Genomic DNA, 14,448 nt, shown 5'->3' with positions numbered 1-14,448 from the left:
CGCGAAAAATGCTCTTCGAAGAGCATTCCGCCAGTGGGTACTTTTACCAAGATGAAAGAGGGCGGGTCCACTCGTGGAGGATGTCGGCGCCAATCCTGCTGGTTGTCCGCAATTTAAAGCGCGGGGCCTCGGCAAGGTCCGCCAGCCCCATCGCACCGATTCCCGGTTGCCCCTCGGCGCCGATCACCATCCCGGCGGTAAAGCCGACAAGGTCGTCCACGAGGTCGGCGGACAGCAGCGACGCGGCCAGCGCCCCGCCGCCTTCGCAGAAGACCGACGTAAGCCCCTCGCGGCCAAGCGCCTCCAGCGCCGCTGTCGGGTCGATCTGCCCGCCCGGCCCCGTTGCGACCGTCAATACCCGCGCCCCGAGGCCTTCCCAGGCAGCCCGCAGGTCCGCATCGGCGCTGTCGCCGCAGATCACCCAGACCGGCACCTCGCGCGCGCTGCGGGCCAGCACCCCGTCCAGGGGCAGGTCGAGACGGCGCGAGATCACCACGCGCACCGGTTGGCGCAACGCCCCCATGCCGCGCACGGTCAGCGACGGGTCATCGGCGCGCGCCGTTCCCGCCCCCACCATCACTGCATCGTGACGCATCCGCATGGCATGGACCGCGCGGCGGGCGTCGGGGCCAGTGATCCACTGGCTTTCGCCCGTGGCCGTGGCGATGCGCCCGTCGAAGGAACTGGCCAGTTTCAGGGTCAGGCGCGGTCGTCCGCGCAGCACACGGCTCAGAAACCCGCGATGCGCGCGGCGGGCCTCCTCCTCCAGCACCGGGCCGGTCACGGCGACCCCCGCTTCACGCAGCCGGTCGATGCCTCCGCCATCGGTGCGCGGGTCGGGATCGCGCAGGCCCACGACCACGCGCGCCACCGAGGCGCGGATCAGCGCATCGGCGCAAGGCGGGGTCTGGCCCCAGTGCGCGCAGGGTTCCAGCGTGACATAGGCGGTGGCCCCCACGGCCTCATCCCCGGCCTGATCCAGCGCCTGCGGTTCCGCATGCGGACGCCCGCCCGGCGCGGTCCAACCGCGGCCCACCACACGGCCATGCTTGACGATCACGCAGCCCACGGCCGGATTGGGCCAGACCTGCCCCGCCCCGCGCGCCCCAAGGCTCAGCGCGTGGCGCATCCAGCGGGCATCGTCCTGGGTCATGGCTCAGCCTTCGGGGCTCGGGGGCCTCAGCTCGGCCACGAAATCCTCGAAATCGTCGGCAGCCTGGAAGTTCTTGTAGACACTGGCAAAGCGCACATAGGCCACGGTGTCGATCCGTGCGAGTGCCTCCATCACGATCTCGCCGATCTGTTTCGAGGGAATGTCGGTTTCGCCCATGCTTTCCAGCCGGCGCACGATGCCGGAGATCATCTGGTCGATGCGCTCAGGGTCCACCGGGCGTTTCTGCATCGAGATGCGGATCGAGCGTTCCAGCTTGTCGCGGTCGAAATCCTCTCGCTTGCCATTGGTCTTGATCACCACAAGGTCACGCAGCTGCACGCGCTCATAGGTCGTGAAGCGCCCGCCACAAGCCGGACAGAAGCGCCGCCGCCGAATGGCCACGTGATCCTCCGCCGGGCGTGAATCCTTCACCTGGGTATCGACATTTCCGCAAAACGGGCACCGCATGGGCCTGATCCCCTCTTCCACTCTGCTCTGCCACTGGGGTCTGATGCCCCAGTTATCCACAGGCACTATAGGTCAGCCGCGAGACCTTGGGTAGAGGGGAATTGTCACCCCCAAGATAAGGGGTCAGCCGGACAACAGCTTGGCCACCACCTGCCGCCTGTGCGGGCGGGTCCGGTGTTCGACCACATAGACCCCCTGCCATGTGCCAAGCTGCATCCGCCCGTCACTGACCGGGATACTCAGCGACACGGGCATCATCGCCGCCTTGATATGAGCGGGCATATCGTCGGGGCCTTCATAGATGTGGGTCAGGTAAGCCATCGACGGGTCGGTGGTGGGCGGCACCAGCCGGTGAAAGAACGCGGTCAGGTCGGTCTGCACCTCGGGGTCGGCATTTTCCTGCACCAGAAGGGACGCCGATGTGTGCTGGATGAACAGCGTCAGCAGCCCCTCCGACACGGACAACCCCGCCAGCCATCGGGCCAGCGGGGCTGTGAATTCGTACAGGCCGGGGCCTTGGGTGGGGATCTCGAACCGGGTCAGCATGGGGGCAGACTGGTCCAAACCGGACCCGGCGTCGAGATGCGATGTCAGTCGAAACTGGAATGGTTGCCGATCACGTCCGAGGACAGCGTGGCGTTCAGCCCATTGGTCGGCTCTTGTGCGCCTGCGCTGAGCAGACCGATCACGGACAGGGCAAGGCCGCAGACGAAAGCGGTCATGATGGTCCAGTCGACGGTCACGGCACCGGACTCGGCGGTAAGAAATTCGGCAAACATCTTGCGTTTCCTCTCGGAAGCGCCCCCAGATTGCCTGAATGCCGTCACATTGTGCCCGCATTCGGGCGCAAATGTGGCGAAATCATGGAATTACACCCGTCCGCGCCCGCTGGACTTCCCCCCGTGCCCGCAGGATACTCCGCCGCATGAGTCTACCCCCCGGCTTCCTGGATGAACTTCGCACCCGAATCTCCCTGACGCAGGTCGTGGGGCGCAAGGTCACGTGGGATCAGCGCAAGTCGAACCAGGGCAAGGGCGACATGTGGGCGCCCTGCCCATTCCATCAGGAAAAGACGGCGAGCTTCCACGTAGATGACCGCAAGGGGTTCTATTACTGCTTCGGCTGCCACGAGAAGGGCGATGCCATCAGTTTCGTCCAGTCGACCGAAAATGTCGGCTTCATGGAGGCGGTGGAAATCCTCGCCCGCGAAGCCGGGATGCCCATGCCCGCCCGCGACCCCCGCGCACAGGAAAAGGCCGACCGCCGCACGCAGCTAGCCGAGGTGACGGAGGCCGCCGTGGCCTGGTACCGGCTGCAATTGCGGGCGTCAGTGGGGGCGCAGGCGCGGGCCTATATCGACCGCAGGGGGCTGGATCAGGCGGCCGAGGACCGGTTCGAACTGGGCTATGCGCCGGGATCGCGGCAGGGGGCGTTTCAGGCCCTGAAGGAAAAGGGCCACGACCCCGATCTGATCATCGCCGCCGGGATCGCCACGAAACCCGATGACGGTGGCACACCCTATGACGCCTTCCGCGACCGGATCATGTTCCCGATCCGCGACCCGCGCGGGCGCTGCATCGGCTTCGGCGGTCGGGCGATGGACCCGAACGCGCGGGCGAAATACCTGAACTCCCGCGAGACGGAGCTCTTCGATAAGGGCCGCGCGCTCTACAACCATGGACCGGCGAGAGAGGCAGCGGGCAAGGGCCAGCCCTTGATCGTGGCCGAAGGTTACATGGACGTGATTGCGCTCGACCGGGCGGGGTTCGGGGCCGCCGTCGCCCCCCTTGGCACCGCGATCACGGAACACCAGCTGGCCCTGTTATGGCGTATCTCTGATGAACCCATCGTGGCGCTGGACGGTGACCGCGCCGGGTTGCAGGCCGCCATGCGCCTGATCGACCTTGCGCTTCCCTTGCTGGAGGCGGGCAAATCCCTGCGCTTCGTGCTGCTGCCGCAGGGCAAGGACCCCGATGACCTGATCAAGGAAAAGGGCGCAAGCGCCATGCAGGATCTGCTGGATCGTGCCGAGCCGATGGTCAAGCTGCTGTGGCAGCGCGAAACCGAGGGCAAGGTCTTCGACAGCCCCGAACGCCGCGCCGCGCTGGACAAATCGCTGCGTCAGGCGATTGGCCAGATCAAGGACCCGTCTTTGCGCCACCATTACGGGCAGGTCTTGAAGGACATGCGGTTTGAGCTGTTCCGTGCCCCGCGCCCGGCACGTGGCGCATGGCAGCCGGGTCGGTTCCCGCACAAGGGCGTTGCCTCACCGATGGCCGAAACGCGGATGACGCCACTCGCCGCCGGGGCAATGTCCGACCTCGACATGCGCGCCGCGCTGATCCTTGCGACGCTCTGCCTGACACCGTCCCTGATCGACGAGTTCGAACACGCGCTCGACCGGCTGGACCCGACCGACCCCGACCAGGCGCGGCTGACCGGGTTTCTTCTGGGCACCCCGGAACGCGACCCGGACAATCTGCGCGCGGCGCTCGACCAGGCAAATTTGTCTGCAACCCTTGAAAAACTGCTGTCTCTGGGCCACGTGCGTATCGCACCCTGTGTGCGCGCGCCCGGCGATACGGAAAAAGCGGCCCTCTGTCTGGCCGAGGAATTTGCAAAGCTCGCGGCGCGGCGCGGCATACAGAACGAAATGGCAGAGGCGCTGGAGGACCTCGACGGGGGCGACGAATCACGACTTGGCTGGCGCCTGAACAGTGCTCTTCACGCCCGTCAGCAGGCGGACGCACCGAAATCCAGTAGCAGTTCGGCATCGCCGGAAGACGAAAGCGCCCTGTCCAAACGCTTGCGGGACTTGATAGAAACCCGCCCGTGGGAGAAGAAAACCCGCTAGCGCGGGTGTGCGAATCAGTGATTCGCGCTTAGAACAACATGTGACGCATGGGGCGAATCAGCTCGCCCGCGAAGGGGATACCGTATGGCAAAAGATACCGACGATCGTAAATCCGACGGTGAAGAGGCCGATGTCAGCCTCGACATGAGCCAGACCGCGGTCAAAAAGATGATCGCCGAGGCCCGGACGCGGGGCTACATCACCTATGATCAGCTGAACACGGTCCTGCCGCCCGAGCAGGTCAGTTCCGAGCAGATCGAGGACGTGATGTCGATGCTGTCCGAGATGGGCATCAACGTGATCGAGGATGACGAGGTCGAGGAAGAGTCCGAGGCACAGGGCTCCACCGCCGTTGTCGAAACCTCGTCGTCGCGTGACGTGGCCGTGTCCACCGCCGAAACCGAAAAGCTCGACCGCACCGATGACCCCGTCCGCATGTATCTGCGCGAGATGGGCAGCGTCGAACTGCTGTCCCGCGAAGGCGAGATCGCGATTGCCAAGCGCATCGAGGCCGGCCGCAACACCATGATTGCCGGGCTCTGCGAAAGCCCTCTGACCTTCCAGGCGATCACCATCTGGCGCGACGAACTTCTCGACGAAGAAATCCTGTTGCGCGACGTGATCGACCTCGACGCCACCTTCGGCAGCTCCATGGAAGGCGAGGACGCGGATGAAGCCCCCGTTGCTCAGGGCCTGTCCACTGACGCCGCCACGGAGGACAAGAAGGAAAAGCAGCAGGAATTCGACGCCGACGGCAACCCGATTTCCTCCGATGACGACGACGAGGAAGACGAACAGGCCAACATGAGCCTCGCGGCCATGGAAGCGGCACTGAAGCCCCGCGTTCTGGAGGCGCTGGACCGGATCGCCTCCGACTACGAACAGCTTTCGGCCATGCAGGATCTGCGGATCTCGGCCACGCTGAACGAGGATTCCAGCTTCTCCGCCAAAGAGGAAACCGTCTACCAGCAGCTGCGGTCGGAAATCGTTGAACTGGTGAATGAACTCCACCTGCACAACAACCGGATCGAGGCGCTGATCGACCAGCTTTACGGCATCAACCGCCGGGTGATGTCGATCGACAGCGGCATGGTGAAACTGGCCGATCAGGCCCGCATCAACCGCCGCGAATTCATCGAGAGCTATCGCGGCTACGAGCTGGACCCGACCTGGGTCGACCGCATGGCCGAGAAGCCGGGCCGGGGCTGGCAGATGCTGATGGAACGCTCCCGCGACAAGGTGGAAGAACTGCGCGCCGACATGGCGCAGGTCGGCACCTATGTGGGGCTCGATATCAGCGAATTCCGCCGCATCGTGCAGCAGGTCCAGAAGGGCGAGAAAGAGGCCCGTCAGGCCAAGAAGGAAATGGTCGAGGCCAACCTGCGCCTAGTGATCTCCATCGCCAAGAAATACACCAACCGGGGCCTGCAATTCCTCGACCTGATCCAGGAAGGCAATATCGGCCTGATGAAGGCGGTCGACAAATTCGAATACCGCCGCGGCTATAAGTTCTCGACCTACGCGACCTGGTGGATTCGGCAGGCGATCACCCGCTCCATCGCCGACCAGGCCCGCACCATCCGCATCCCGGTCCACATGATCGAGACGATCAACAAGCTGGTGCGCACCGGCCGCCAGATGCTGCACGAGATCGGCCGTGAGCCGACGCCGGAAGAACTGGCCGAGAAGCTGCAAATGCCGCTCGAAAAGGTCCGCAAGGTGATGAAGATCGCCAAGGAACCGATTTCGCTGGAAACGCCGATTGGCGACGAGGAAGACAGCCAGCTTGGCGATTTCATCGAGGACAAGAACGCCGTTCTGCCGCTGGATTCCGCCATTCAGGAAAACCTGAAGGAAACCACGACCCGCGTGCTCTCGTCGCTCACGCCCCGCGAGGAACGCGTCCTGCGCATGCGCTTCGGCATCGGCATGAACACCGACCATACGCTGGAGGAAGTGGGCCAGCAGTTCAGCGTGACCCGCGAACGCATCCGCCAGATCGAGGCGAAGGCGCTCAGGAAGCTGAAACATCCCTCGCGGAGCAGGAAGCTGCGGAGTTTCCTTGATCAGTGAGGTGGGCAATAAAGCCTTTCAGCCACCTTATCAGGACTGCGAATGGCCAGAAAAACTTCGGCCAATCGGTGATTGTGGTGGACGGTCCGAAGAATCCTTCGGGGAATGGTGGGACCGGTGTGGAATGCAAAGACTCGGGCATTTGCCAAAGAATTTTGTAGAACAATGGGTCTACAGACACTGGGATTACACTGTTCACAGATATTTTGACCTCGAAAGGATCAAAGTCTCACTGGAGTCATGGCTTCCAGACCAATTTCTTTCTAATGTTGCTTCGGCTATTGACGAGGTGTTTGAACCTGAGAGTGACCTGACACGTTGGTCCGACGAATTCGGGCGACCAACTAAAGAACCGCTTATTAGCTTACTCTCTCAAGAAGCCACTTGGGACTATCCTCCGATAGTATTTGGCACCGCGAACGGTTTCTTCAACAAGGATCGAATTCTAGTTCAGAAACCATTTATGTTGATCGAAGGGCATACACGACGGCTTGCTTTGAACGCATTAGTTCATCGAGGCCTTGCCCTACCTCAACAACCGGTTTTCGTAATCCAAGAAATCTAGAGCTAGCAAGTAGGGTGGGCAATTCTGCCCACCATCCCAAGCGGATTCGCCTTGTACCCCGCGGGGCACACCCCCATGGACATCCCCTGCCCTGCCTGCTTCACTCCACCAAGCCACGCAGGAAGCCGCCCATGTCCGCCCTCAAACGCCGCCTCGACGCGATCCCGGTGATCTACCTGATCCTCGCCTGCCTCACCCTCGGCCTCGCCCCCTTCGTGCCCGAGCCGCATATCTGGGAAAAGCTCAAGATGCTGGCGGGCGGCACCCTGACCCGCCCCATCGACATCTTCGACCTTGCCCTGCACGGCCTGCCCTGGCTGCTGCTGGCCCTCAGGCTGATGCCCGTGCGACCGGCACGCGGCTGAACCCGCCCCATGGACATCACCGCCTGCCTTTGCTTCACTCCGCCCCGAACAGGTCAGGAGCATGCGCATGTCCCTTTTCAAGAAACTCTTCGGCGGGTCCGAGACCCCCAAGGGCCCCGAGCCCACCCTCTATAACGGCTACACGATCATCCCCGAGCCGATGAAGGAACCCGATGGCTACCGCATTGCCGCCCGGATCGAGAAGGAGATCGGCGGAGAGTTGAAGTCCCACCACCTGATCCGCGCCGACATGCTGCACGGGGCCGATCAGGCCGCCGAGGCGTCCGTCGAAAAGGCCAAGTCGATGATCGACCAGATGGGCGACAGGATTTTCTGATCGGACGGGGGTATCGCCATGCAGCTGCCCGCGACCCTCTCTGACCGGATCGGCCCCGCGCCAGTGGTGGTGTTCGACGGGGAATGCGTGCTCTGCGCCCATAGTTTCCGGTTTCTGCTGAAACATGACCGCGACCGGCGCCTGCGCTTCGTCACCGCGCAATCGCCGCTCGGGCAGGAGATCTACGCGGCGCTTGGCCTGTCCACCGAAAGATATGAGACCACGCTGGTTCTTGTGGCAGGCGAATGCCATGCCAAGACCCGCGCGGTTGCCGCCGCGCTTCGGGTGATCGGCGGGGGGTGGCGGTGGCTGTCCTGCATCGGCTGGCTGCCCCGTTGGCTGGCCGACCCGGTCTATTCCCTGATCGCGCGCAACCGCTATCGCTGGTTCGGACGCTATGACACCTGCATGATCCCCGACGCCGATTTGCGCGCCCGGTTCCTGCCCGGCGGGTGGGGCTAATGGACCCGGTCGCGCGCGTTGCCGCCACCACGGGGCTTGTCCTGCCCCCGGCTATCGAGGCCCTGCATACGGTCGATGGCGAGACCCGGTTTCAGGGCCGCTGCGCCGTGACTCGCGGCCCGTCCTGGCTGGCCCGCATGGCGCTCTGGCTTGGGGGGTTTCCGCAGGCCGCCCCCGATCTGCCGGTCACCCTGCTGATCCAGCCGGGACCGGATGGTGGCTGCACCTGGCGGCGCGACTTCGGCGGCCATGTCACGCAATCCCGCCTGAGCGTCTCAGACGATGGCCGTGCGGTCATCGAACGCTTTGGCCCGGTGCGCCTGCGCATGTCCTTGTGGATGCAGGATGGGCGGCTGCATTACGGCATCGACCGGATGCATGTTCTAGGCCTTCCCATGCCCCGTTGGCTGACCCCGCGCAGCGAGACGAGCGAATGCCAGACAGAGGCGGGCGATTTCGGCTTTGACGTGTCGGCGTCGCTGCCCCTGGTCGGGCTGCTCATCCGCTACCGCGGGCAGCTACGGCCGGACTGAAACCGCCGTTTTGTCTGCACAGGGGGTGTACGGGGGGTGTACAGGGGGTGTACGCATGGCACCCCCCTGTTTTCGGCAGGTCAGGACAGCGCGGCGCGGGCGGCGACGGCCTTCATGGCGATCTCGAATTCATGCACCGCCGTGCGCGCCATGGAGCGGAAGATCATGCTCTCGAACGCATCCGCCGCGACCTTCAGAAAGACCGCGTTCATATGGCCCAACTGGCTGCGCGCCGCATGGCCTGTCTTGAACACGCCGGGATTCAGATCGAGCGGTGTGAGCCGTGCCAGCACATCCTCAACCCCTTGACCTTGCAGCTTAAAAGTGATCCAGGCGTCGCTTTGGTCGGTCAGGGCGGCGTGCTGCGCAAGGGATGGATCGACATCGGCGCCAATCACCATCGCCTGCCCTGCCCCGGTCCAGACCACCCGCGCGCCCTCGCGGCCCGTGGACCGGTTCGGCGACGGCATCTCCGCCCCAATGAGCGCCTTCAATGCGCCCGAGGCAGCCGCCTCCTGGCCTGCATAGGGGGCCACTGAGGTGATCGGGCCCGGACCGGATTCCGTCAGGGTCAAGCCATTGATTTCCAAGGGAACCAGGCCCTCTACGGGCGACTTCGCAAGCAGCTTAACCACGCAGTTTCTCCCCTTCCGGATCGAGGAAGACGGGGCTGCACACCTCGACCGTCGTTTCCACATTGCGCACATGATCGACCATCTTCACGACCTCACCCATTCGGTTCGGCCCGTCCTTGAGGAACCCAAGTCCGATGAAATGCCCAAGCGACGGCGAGAACCCGACAGAGGTCGTGTAGCCCTCCACATTCACACGCACCGCGTCGGCCCCGGCAGAGAACAGCCGCGCCCCGGCGGTCAGCTCTTTCACAGCGCCCACGGGTTTCAGCCCGACAAGTTGCGGTCGGTCGGTTTCCTTCAGCCCCTCGCGCAGGGTCGCAGGCTTGCCGATGCACATCTTCTTGGCCGACACCATCCGGTCCATCCTGATATCGAAGGGCACCACGCGCCCGTCAATCTCGGAATGGGTGATGAAGCCCTTCTCGATCCGCATGACGTTGAGCGCCTCCATCCCGTAAGCCCCGCCGCCGAGCGTTTCGGCCTGCGTCACCAACTGCCGATACAGCGCCTCGCCATAGCGTGACGGCACGGCGATTTCATAGGCGTGCTCGCCCGAGAAGGAGATGCGGAAGAGCCGCCCCTTCACGCCCATCACACTGACCTCGCCGCAGCCCATATAGGGGAAACTGTCATTGTCGATCGGGGCATCGAGCAACCCGTTCAGAAGATCGCGCGACTTGGGACCGACAACGCTGAATTGCGCCCATTGTTCGGTGACCGAGATGAAGCGGACATTCAGGTCAGGCCGCAGGCATTGCTGAACGAAATCAAGGTGTTTCATCACCTCGCCCGCCGCCGCCGTTGTGGTGGTCATGACATAATGGGTCTCACCCAACCGCGCCGTGGTGCCGTCATCCATCACATGCCCGTCCTCGCGCAGCATGAGCCCGTAGCGCACGCGGCCCACCTTCAGGGTGGAGAACATGTTGGTATAGACGAAATCCAGAAACGCGCCCGCATCCGGCCCCTGAATGTCGATCTTGCCAAGGGTGGAAACGTCGCAGATGCCAACCGCATTGCGGGTCATCGTGACCTCGCGGTCGCAAGACTGCCGCCATGTGGTTTCGCCCGGACGCGGGAAGTAGCTGGGGCGATACCACAGCCCTGCCGTGATCATCGGCGCGCCGCGTTCGATGCTGGCGTCGTGGCTGGTGGTGAAGCGTTCGGGCGCGAAGCCCTTACCCTGCGCCCCGGCCCCAAGCGCGGCGATCGAGGTCGGCACGAAGGGCGGGCGGTAGGTCGTCGTTCCGGTTTCCGGGATCGCCCGGCCCGTGGCATCCGCCAGAATGGCCAGCGCCCCGATATTGGAGTTCTTGCCCTGGTCCGGCGCCATGCCTTGAGTGGTATAGCGCTTCATGTGCTCGACAGAGGTAAACGCCTCCTGCGCGGCCAGCTTGATGTCCTTGGAGGTCACGTCATTGGCGAAGTCGAGCCATGCCCGGCCCTTGCCATTGACCAACCAGAGCGGTTTCGACCCGCCCACGGCATCGCTGGCCTGCGGGATATCCACCTCGGGCAGTTTCCCGCCAAGCGCAGACAGCGCCTGTTTCGCGGCCTCCACACCCTCGGCCAGACAGCCCGCCGTTGAATAGGTGCCCTTGCAGGCCCCCGCCGGGATCAGCCCCGGAACGGCGTCATCGGCAGGGACGAAGCCCGCGATCCCCTCGTTCCAGACCGGACGGCTGTTCATGTGACAGGTCATGTGCAGCGTCGGGTTCCAGCCGCCGGACATGGCCAGGCAGTCGGTGGCGATCTTCTGCTCGCTGCCATTGTGGCGGATGGTGATCTCTGTCAGCGCCTTGCGGCCCTTGGTGGTGATGACCTCGGCCTCGGCAAAGAGCGGATAGTCGCCCTGCGCCTTTGCATCCGGGCGCGCATCGACCACACCAGCGATCTCCACACCGTTGGCCATCAGATCGAGCGCGGTGCGATGCGCGTCGTCATTGGTGGCAAACAGCGTTACCTTGCGCCCTGCCGCCACGCCGTAGCGGTGCAGGTAGCTGCGCACGGCGCTGGCCATCATGATGCCGGGCCGGTCGTTCATCGGGAAGGCCAAGGGGCGTTCCAGCGCGCCCGCTGCCAGAACCGCCTGCCGCGCGTTGATCCGCCAGAAGCATTCCTTGGGCAGCTCTGCCGGGCCGTTCACATGCAGGCCCACCCGTTCCAGCGCGCCGTAGGTGCCCTGGTCATAGGCGCCGGTGACGGTGGTGCGGGACATGAGCCGCACCCGGCCCGTGTCGCGCAGCGCGTCGAGCATCGAGGCCACCCATTCCGCCCCCGGCTGGCCGTCAATCTCTTCGTCCTCGGACAGAAGCCGACCGCCAAACTCATTGCTTTCTTCGCAAAGGATCACGTCCGCGCCGCCAAGCGCCGCCGTCAGCGCGGCCATCAGCCCGGTGGGGCCGGACCCGATCACGAGGATATCGCAATGGGCGAAGGCCTTCTCGTAGTGGTCGGGGTTGTGCTTGCCCGAGAGCGAGCCAAGCCCCGCCGCGCGGCGGATCACAGGCTCATAGAGCTTTTCCCAGAAGGCGCGCGGCCACATGAAGGTTTTGTAGTAGAATCCGGCGCTCAGGAAATTCGGGAAGAGGTCATTCACGGACAGCAGGTCATAGGCCAGCGGTCCCATGCGGTTCTGGCTGTAGGCGTCGAGTCCGGCATAGATCTCCTGCACCGTGGCGCGCACGTTCGGCACCTGCGCCGCGCCGCGCCCGATTTCCACCATGGCATTGGGTTCTTCCGAGCCTGCCGTCAGCACCCCGCGCGGGCGGTGGTATTTGAACGACCGGCCCACCAGCTTGACGCCGGAGGCGAGCAGCGCCGAGGCCAGCGTGTCGCCCTTGAAGCCAGTATATCCCTGCCCGTCGAAGCTGAATTTCACCGGGGCCGATACATCGACCCGGCCCTTGCCCTCGATCCGCATCATGCGTTCCCCCGCTTCACATCCACGGCAAGCTCAACACGCAGGATGTCATGGGTGACGGTGTCGCGTTCCACGCGCAGCCAGCTGGTGCAGCCCGCGCCGTGATACCACATTTCGCGCGTGATCCCGGCCGGGTTGTCGCGCAGATGAAGGTAGTTGTCCCAGGCGGGGCTCCAGCCCTCGTCGTCTGGCCGGTTCATATAGGTCTCGTGTCCCATTGGGGTGAATTCGCGGCTGTCGCGGTCCCCGCAGAGAGGGCATTTGATACGCATCAGAACTCCGAACAGGCTTCAGGTTGGGCGGCAAAAAGCCGGTAGGTTGTGTATTCGTTGTAGGTCTCGCCGAGTGAGGAATAGACCCCCTCGTGGTCGATCCCACCATTCATGCCCACGCGCAGGTGAGAGGTGCGGATTTCGAGCACCCCGTCCGCCAAGCGCGTGATCTCGAACGTGCCGCCATCGGCTTCGACGCCGCAGCCCGACGGGCGATTGCAAAACCCGGTTTCGGTCATGACCTCGCCGCCAAGCCCGTCTTGGGCGGCATGACCCTGATTGGCCATCAGGGCGGTCACATCGAAATAGAGCAGGCTGTCAGGCGCGCTGCCGTCCAGCCGGTAGAAGTTCAGCCGAAGCCGCTCTGCCACCTGCGCCGGATGCGCGGCCAGATGTTCTGCCGAATAGTCGCGCGCATAGCACCCCATGGGGAACGTGTCGTTCGCCAAGGCCGGGACCGCCGCCATCATGCTAATGCAGATTATGCTGAGAGCCCTTGGATTCCTCATCCATGATCCTCCCTGTGTTGAAACGGTCGAGCCGGTGGCGGGTGGCGGCCTCATGCGGGCGGTCGGTTGCGATCAGGTGGGCATAGCAATGGCCCGAGGCAGGCGTCGCCTTGAACCCGCCATAGCACCAGCCCGCATTGACGTAGAGCCCGTCGATATGGGTCTTGTCGATGATGGGCGAACCGTCCGAGGACATGTCCATGATCCCGCCCCAGGACCGCAGCAGCTTGGCCTTGCCGATCATCGGCATCAGGGTCATGCCCGCCTCCATCACGTGTTCCATCATCGGCAGGTTCCCGCGAGACGCATAGGACGCGTAGAAGTCGATATCGCCGCCGAAGACCAGACCGCCCTTGTCGGACTGGCTGATGTAGAAATGGCCCATGCCATAGGTGATCACGTTGTCGATGACCGGCTTCAGCCCCTCGGTGACGAAGGCCTGCAACACGGTGCTTTCAATCGGCAGCCGCATCCCCGCCATCGCCGCCACCTGGCCGGACCGGCCCGCCGCGCACATGGCGACCTTCTTGGCGCGGATCGCGCCGCGCGTGGTCTGCACGCCCGTGACCTTGCCGTTTTCGACATCGATGCCGGTCACCTCGCATTTCTGGATCAGGTCCACGCCCCGCTGATCCGCGCCGCGTGCATAGCCCCAGGCCACCGCGTCGTGCCGGGCGGTGCCACCGCGCTTGTGATAGAGGCCCCCGAAGATGGGAAAGCGGGTCTGGTCATAGTCGAGGAACGGCATCAGCTTGCGGCAGCCGTCGCGGTCGAGCAGGATCGCATCGTCGCCTTGGGCCATCATCATGTTGCCGCGCCGGGCGTAGGCATCGCGCTGGCCGTCTGAATGGAACAGGTTCACGATTCCGCGCTGGCTGTGCATGACGTTATAGTTCAGGTCCTGCTCCAGCCCTTCCCACAGCTTCAGCGAATGGGAATAGAACTGCGAGTTGCCCTCCAGCCCGTAATTGGCGCGCACGATGGTGGTGTTGCGGCCGACATTGCCGCCGCCGAGATAGCCCTTCTCCAGCACGGCGATATTGGTCAGCCCGTGTTCCTTGGCAAGGTAATAGGCCGTGGCGAGCCCATGCCCCCCGCCGCCGATGATCACCACATCATATTCCGCCTTGGGCGCGGGATCGCGCCAGGCCGGTTTCCAGCCCCGGTTGCCCGACAGACCCTGCTTGATGACCTGCCAACCCGAATAGCGCATGACCTCTCCTTGCCCGGTCGGTGGTATAGACGGGGAGAGTGTAGTCAGACGGATTGCGAAAGGAAACTCAAGCTCACGACACCGGA

At 64.1% G+C, this 14,448-nt stretch carries 16 protein-coding genes; 7 read left to right on the top strand and 9 right to left on the bottom strand.

Features of this window, described 5'->3' with window-relative positions; all coding sequences use genetic code 11:
• Window positions 1-43: 43 nt before the first annotated feature.
• The 4 genes from ribD to BKY26_RS13950 all read right to left on the bottom strand — a co-directional run bounded on the left by ribD (window position 44) and on the right by BKY26_RS13950 (window position 2,400).
• Window positions 44-1,153: a bifunctional diaminohydroxyphosphoribosylaminopyrimidine deaminase/5-amino-6-(5-phosphoribosylamino)uracil reductase RibD gene (gene ribD / locus BKY26_RS13965; RefSeq protein ID WP_071690999.1), complete on the bottom strand. Its 1,110-nt coding sequence runs from the start codon at window positions 1,151-1,153 to the stop codon at window positions 44-46.
• 3 nt (window positions 1,154-1,156) lie between these two features.
• Complete coding sequence (gene nrdR / locus BKY26_RS13960; RefSeq protein WP_071690998.1) at window positions 1,157-1,621, bottom strand: transcriptional regulator NrdR; 465 nt, start codon at window positions 1,619-1,621, stop codon at window positions 1,157-1,159.
• Between the two features lie 123 nt (window positions 1,622-1,744).
• Window positions 1,745-2,167 (bottom strand): secondary thiamine-phosphate synthase enzyme YjbQ, encoded by a 423-nt coding sequence (locus BKY26_RS13955; RefSeq protein WP_071690997.1) that lies wholly within the window; start codon window positions 2,165-2,167, stop codon window positions 1,745-1,747.
• Between the two features lie 44 nt (window positions 2,168-2,211).
• Window positions 2,212-2,400 carry a hypothetical protein gene (locus BKY26_RS13950; RefSeq protein WP_071690996.1) on the bottom strand — a complete coding sequence of 63 codons (189 nt, stop codon included), beginning with the start codon at window positions 2,398-2,400 and terminating at the stop codon, window positions 2,212-2,214.
• 146 nt (window positions 2,401-2,546) lie between these two features.
• On the opposite strand from BKY26_RS13950, the gene dnaG reads away from it, so the two are divergent.
• The 7 genes from dnaG to BKY26_RS13920 all read left to right on the top strand — a co-directional run bounded on the left by dnaG (window position 2,547) and on the right by BKY26_RS13920 (window position 8,810).
• Window positions 2,547-4,475, top strand: a complete 1,929-nt coding sequence (gene dnaG / locus BKY26_RS13945) for a DNA primase (protein WP_071690995.1) — start codon at window positions 2,547-2,549, stop codon at window positions 4,473-4,475.
• Between the two features lie 84 nt (window positions 4,476-4,559).
• Window positions 4,560-6,548 (top strand): RNA polymerase sigma factor RpoD, encoded by a 1,989-nt coding sequence (gene rpoD / locus BKY26_RS13940; RefSeq protein ID WP_071690994.1) that lies wholly within the window; start codon window positions 4,560-4,562, stop codon window positions 6,546-6,548.
• On the top strand, window positions 6,538-7,113 hold the full coding sequence (locus BKY26_RS20050; RefSeq protein ID WP_131541874.1) for a hypothetical protein: 576 nt from the start codon (window positions 6,538-6,540) through the stop codon (window positions 7,111-7,113). The genes rpoD and BKY26_RS20050 overlap by 11 nt, the downstream gene beginning before the upstream one ends.
• Window positions 7,114-7,244: 131 nt before the next feature.
• Window positions 7,245-7,478, top strand: a complete 234-nt coding sequence (locus tag BKY26_RS13935; protein WP_071690993.1) for an RND transporter — start codon at window positions 7,245-7,247, stop codon at window positions 7,476-7,478.
• 67 nt (window positions 7,479-7,545) lie between these two features.
• Window positions 7,546-7,815, top strand: a complete 270-nt coding sequence (locus tag BKY26_RS13930) for an HlyU family transcriptional regulator (protein WP_071690992.1) — start codon at window positions 7,546-7,548, stop codon at window positions 7,813-7,815.
• 18 nt (window positions 7,816-7,833) lie between these two features.
• Window positions 7,834-8,277: a thiol-disulfide oxidoreductase DCC family protein gene (locus tag BKY26_RS13925; protein WP_071690991.1), complete on the top strand. Its 444-nt coding sequence runs from the start codon at window positions 7,834-7,836 to the stop codon at window positions 8,275-8,277.
• Window positions 8,277-8,810 carry a DUF4166 domain-containing protein gene (locus BKY26_RS13920; protein ID WP_071690990.1) on the top strand — a complete coding sequence of 178 codons (534 nt, stop codon included), beginning with the start codon at window positions 8,277-8,279 and terminating at the stop codon, window positions 8,808-8,810. The genes BKY26_RS13925 and BKY26_RS13920 overlap by 1 nt, the downstream gene beginning before the upstream one ends.
• Before the next feature lie 80 nt (window positions 8,811-8,890).
• Here BKY26_RS13920 and BKY26_RS13915 read toward each other — a convergent pair whose 3' ends face one another.
• The 5 genes from BKY26_RS13915 to BKY26_RS13895 are packed head-to-tail and all read right to left on the bottom strand — an operon-like array spanning window position 8,891 to window position 14,362.
• Window positions 8,891-9,385: a sarcosine oxidase subunit gamma gene (locus BKY26_RS13915; protein ID WP_245764458.1), complete on the bottom strand. Its 495-nt coding sequence runs from the start codon at window positions 9,383-9,385 to the stop codon at window positions 8,891-8,893.
• 52 nt (window positions 9,386-9,437) lie between these two features.
• Window positions 9,438-12,368: a sarcosine oxidase subunit alpha family protein gene (locus BKY26_RS13910; RefSeq protein ID WP_071691004.1), complete on the bottom strand. Its 2,931-nt coding sequence runs from the start codon at window positions 12,366-12,368 to the stop codon at window positions 9,438-9,440.
• Window positions 12,368-12,640: a sarcosine oxidase subunit delta gene (locus tag BKY26_RS13905; protein WP_071690988.1), complete on the bottom strand. Its 273-nt coding sequence runs from the start codon at window positions 12,638-12,640 to the stop codon at window positions 12,368-12,370. Before BKY26_RS13905 ends, BKY26_RS13910 begins: the two co-directional genes overlap by 1 nt.
• Window positions 12,640-13,089, bottom strand: a complete 450-nt coding sequence (locus BKY26_RS13900; protein ID WP_158514342.1) for a hypothetical protein — start codon at window positions 13,087-13,089, stop codon at window positions 12,640-12,642. The genes BKY26_RS13905 and BKY26_RS13900 overlap by 1 nt, the downstream gene beginning before the upstream one ends.
• A gap of 22 nt (window positions 13,090-13,111) precedes the next feature.
• The gene (locus BKY26_RS13895) at window positions 13,112-14,362 is read right to left on the bottom strand and encodes a sarcosine oxidase subunit beta family protein (protein ID WP_071690986.1); all 1,251 of its coding nucleotides are present in this window, start codon (window positions 14,360-14,362) and stop codon (window positions 13,112-13,114) included.
• Window positions 14,363-14,448: the final 86 nt, after the last annotated feature.

This window comes from Nioella sediminis (assembly GCF_001879695.1).
Taxonomy (GTDB): domain Bacteria; phylum Pseudomonadota; class Alphaproteobacteria; order Rhodobacterales; family Rhodobacteraceae; genus Nioella; species Nioella sediminis.
This window is presented reverse-complemented; position numbering and strand designations above follow the sequence as displayed.

Bases quoted from the DNA above. Each gene is read 5' to 3' on its own strand.
- BKY26_RS13925 (WP_071690991.1), top strand. From the start codon at position 7,834: ATGCAGCTGCCCGCGACCCTCTCTGACCGGATCGGCCCCGCGCCAGTG.
- BKY26_RS13955 (WP_071690997.1), bottom strand. From the start codon at position 2,167: ATGCTGACCCGGTTCGAGATCCCCACCCAAGGCCCCGGCCTGTACGAA.
- BKY26_RS13905 (WP_071690988.1), bottom strand. From the start codon at position 12,640: ATGCGTATCAAATGCCCTCTCTGCGGGGACCGCGACAGCCGCGAATTC.
- rpoD (WP_071690994.1), top strand. From the start codon at position 4,560: ATGGCAAAAGATACCGACGATCGTAAATCCGACGGTGAAGAGGCCGAT.
- BKY26_RS13930 (WP_071690992.1), top strand. From the start codon at position 7,546: ATGTCCCTTTTCAAGAAACTCTTCGGCGGGTCCGAGACCCCCAAGGGC.
- BKY26_RS13935 (WP_071690993.1), top strand. From the start codon at position 7,245: ATGTCCGCCCTCAAACGCCGCCTCGACGCGATCCCGGTGATCTACCTG.
- nrdR (WP_071690998.1), bottom strand. From the start codon at position 1,621: ATGCGGTGCCCGTTTTGCGGAAATGTCGATACCCAGGTGAAGGATTCA.
- BKY26_RS13910 (WP_071691004.1), bottom strand. From the start codon at position 12,368: ATGCGGATCGAGGGCAAGGGCCGGGTCGATGTATCGGCCCCGGTGAAA.
- BKY26_RS13895 (WP_071690986.1), bottom strand. From the start codon at position 14,362: ATGCGCTATTCGGGTTGGCAGGTCATCAAGCAGGGTCTGTCGGGCAAC.
- BKY26_RS13950 (WP_071690996.1), bottom strand. From the start codon at position 2,400: ATGTTTGCCGAATTTCTTACCGCCGAGTCCGGTGCCGTGACCGTCGAC.
- BKY26_RS13920 (WP_071690990.1), top strand. From the start codon at position 8,277: ATGGACCCGGTCGCGCGCGTTGCCGCCACCACGGGGCTTGTCCTGCCC.
- ribD (WP_071690999.1), bottom strand. From the start codon at position 1,153: ATGACCCAGGACGATGCCCGCTGGATGCGCCACGCGCTGAGCCTTGGG.
- dnaG (WP_071690995.1), top strand. From the start codon at position 2,547: ATGAGTCTACCCCCCGGCTTCCTGGATGAACTTCGCACCCGAATCTCC.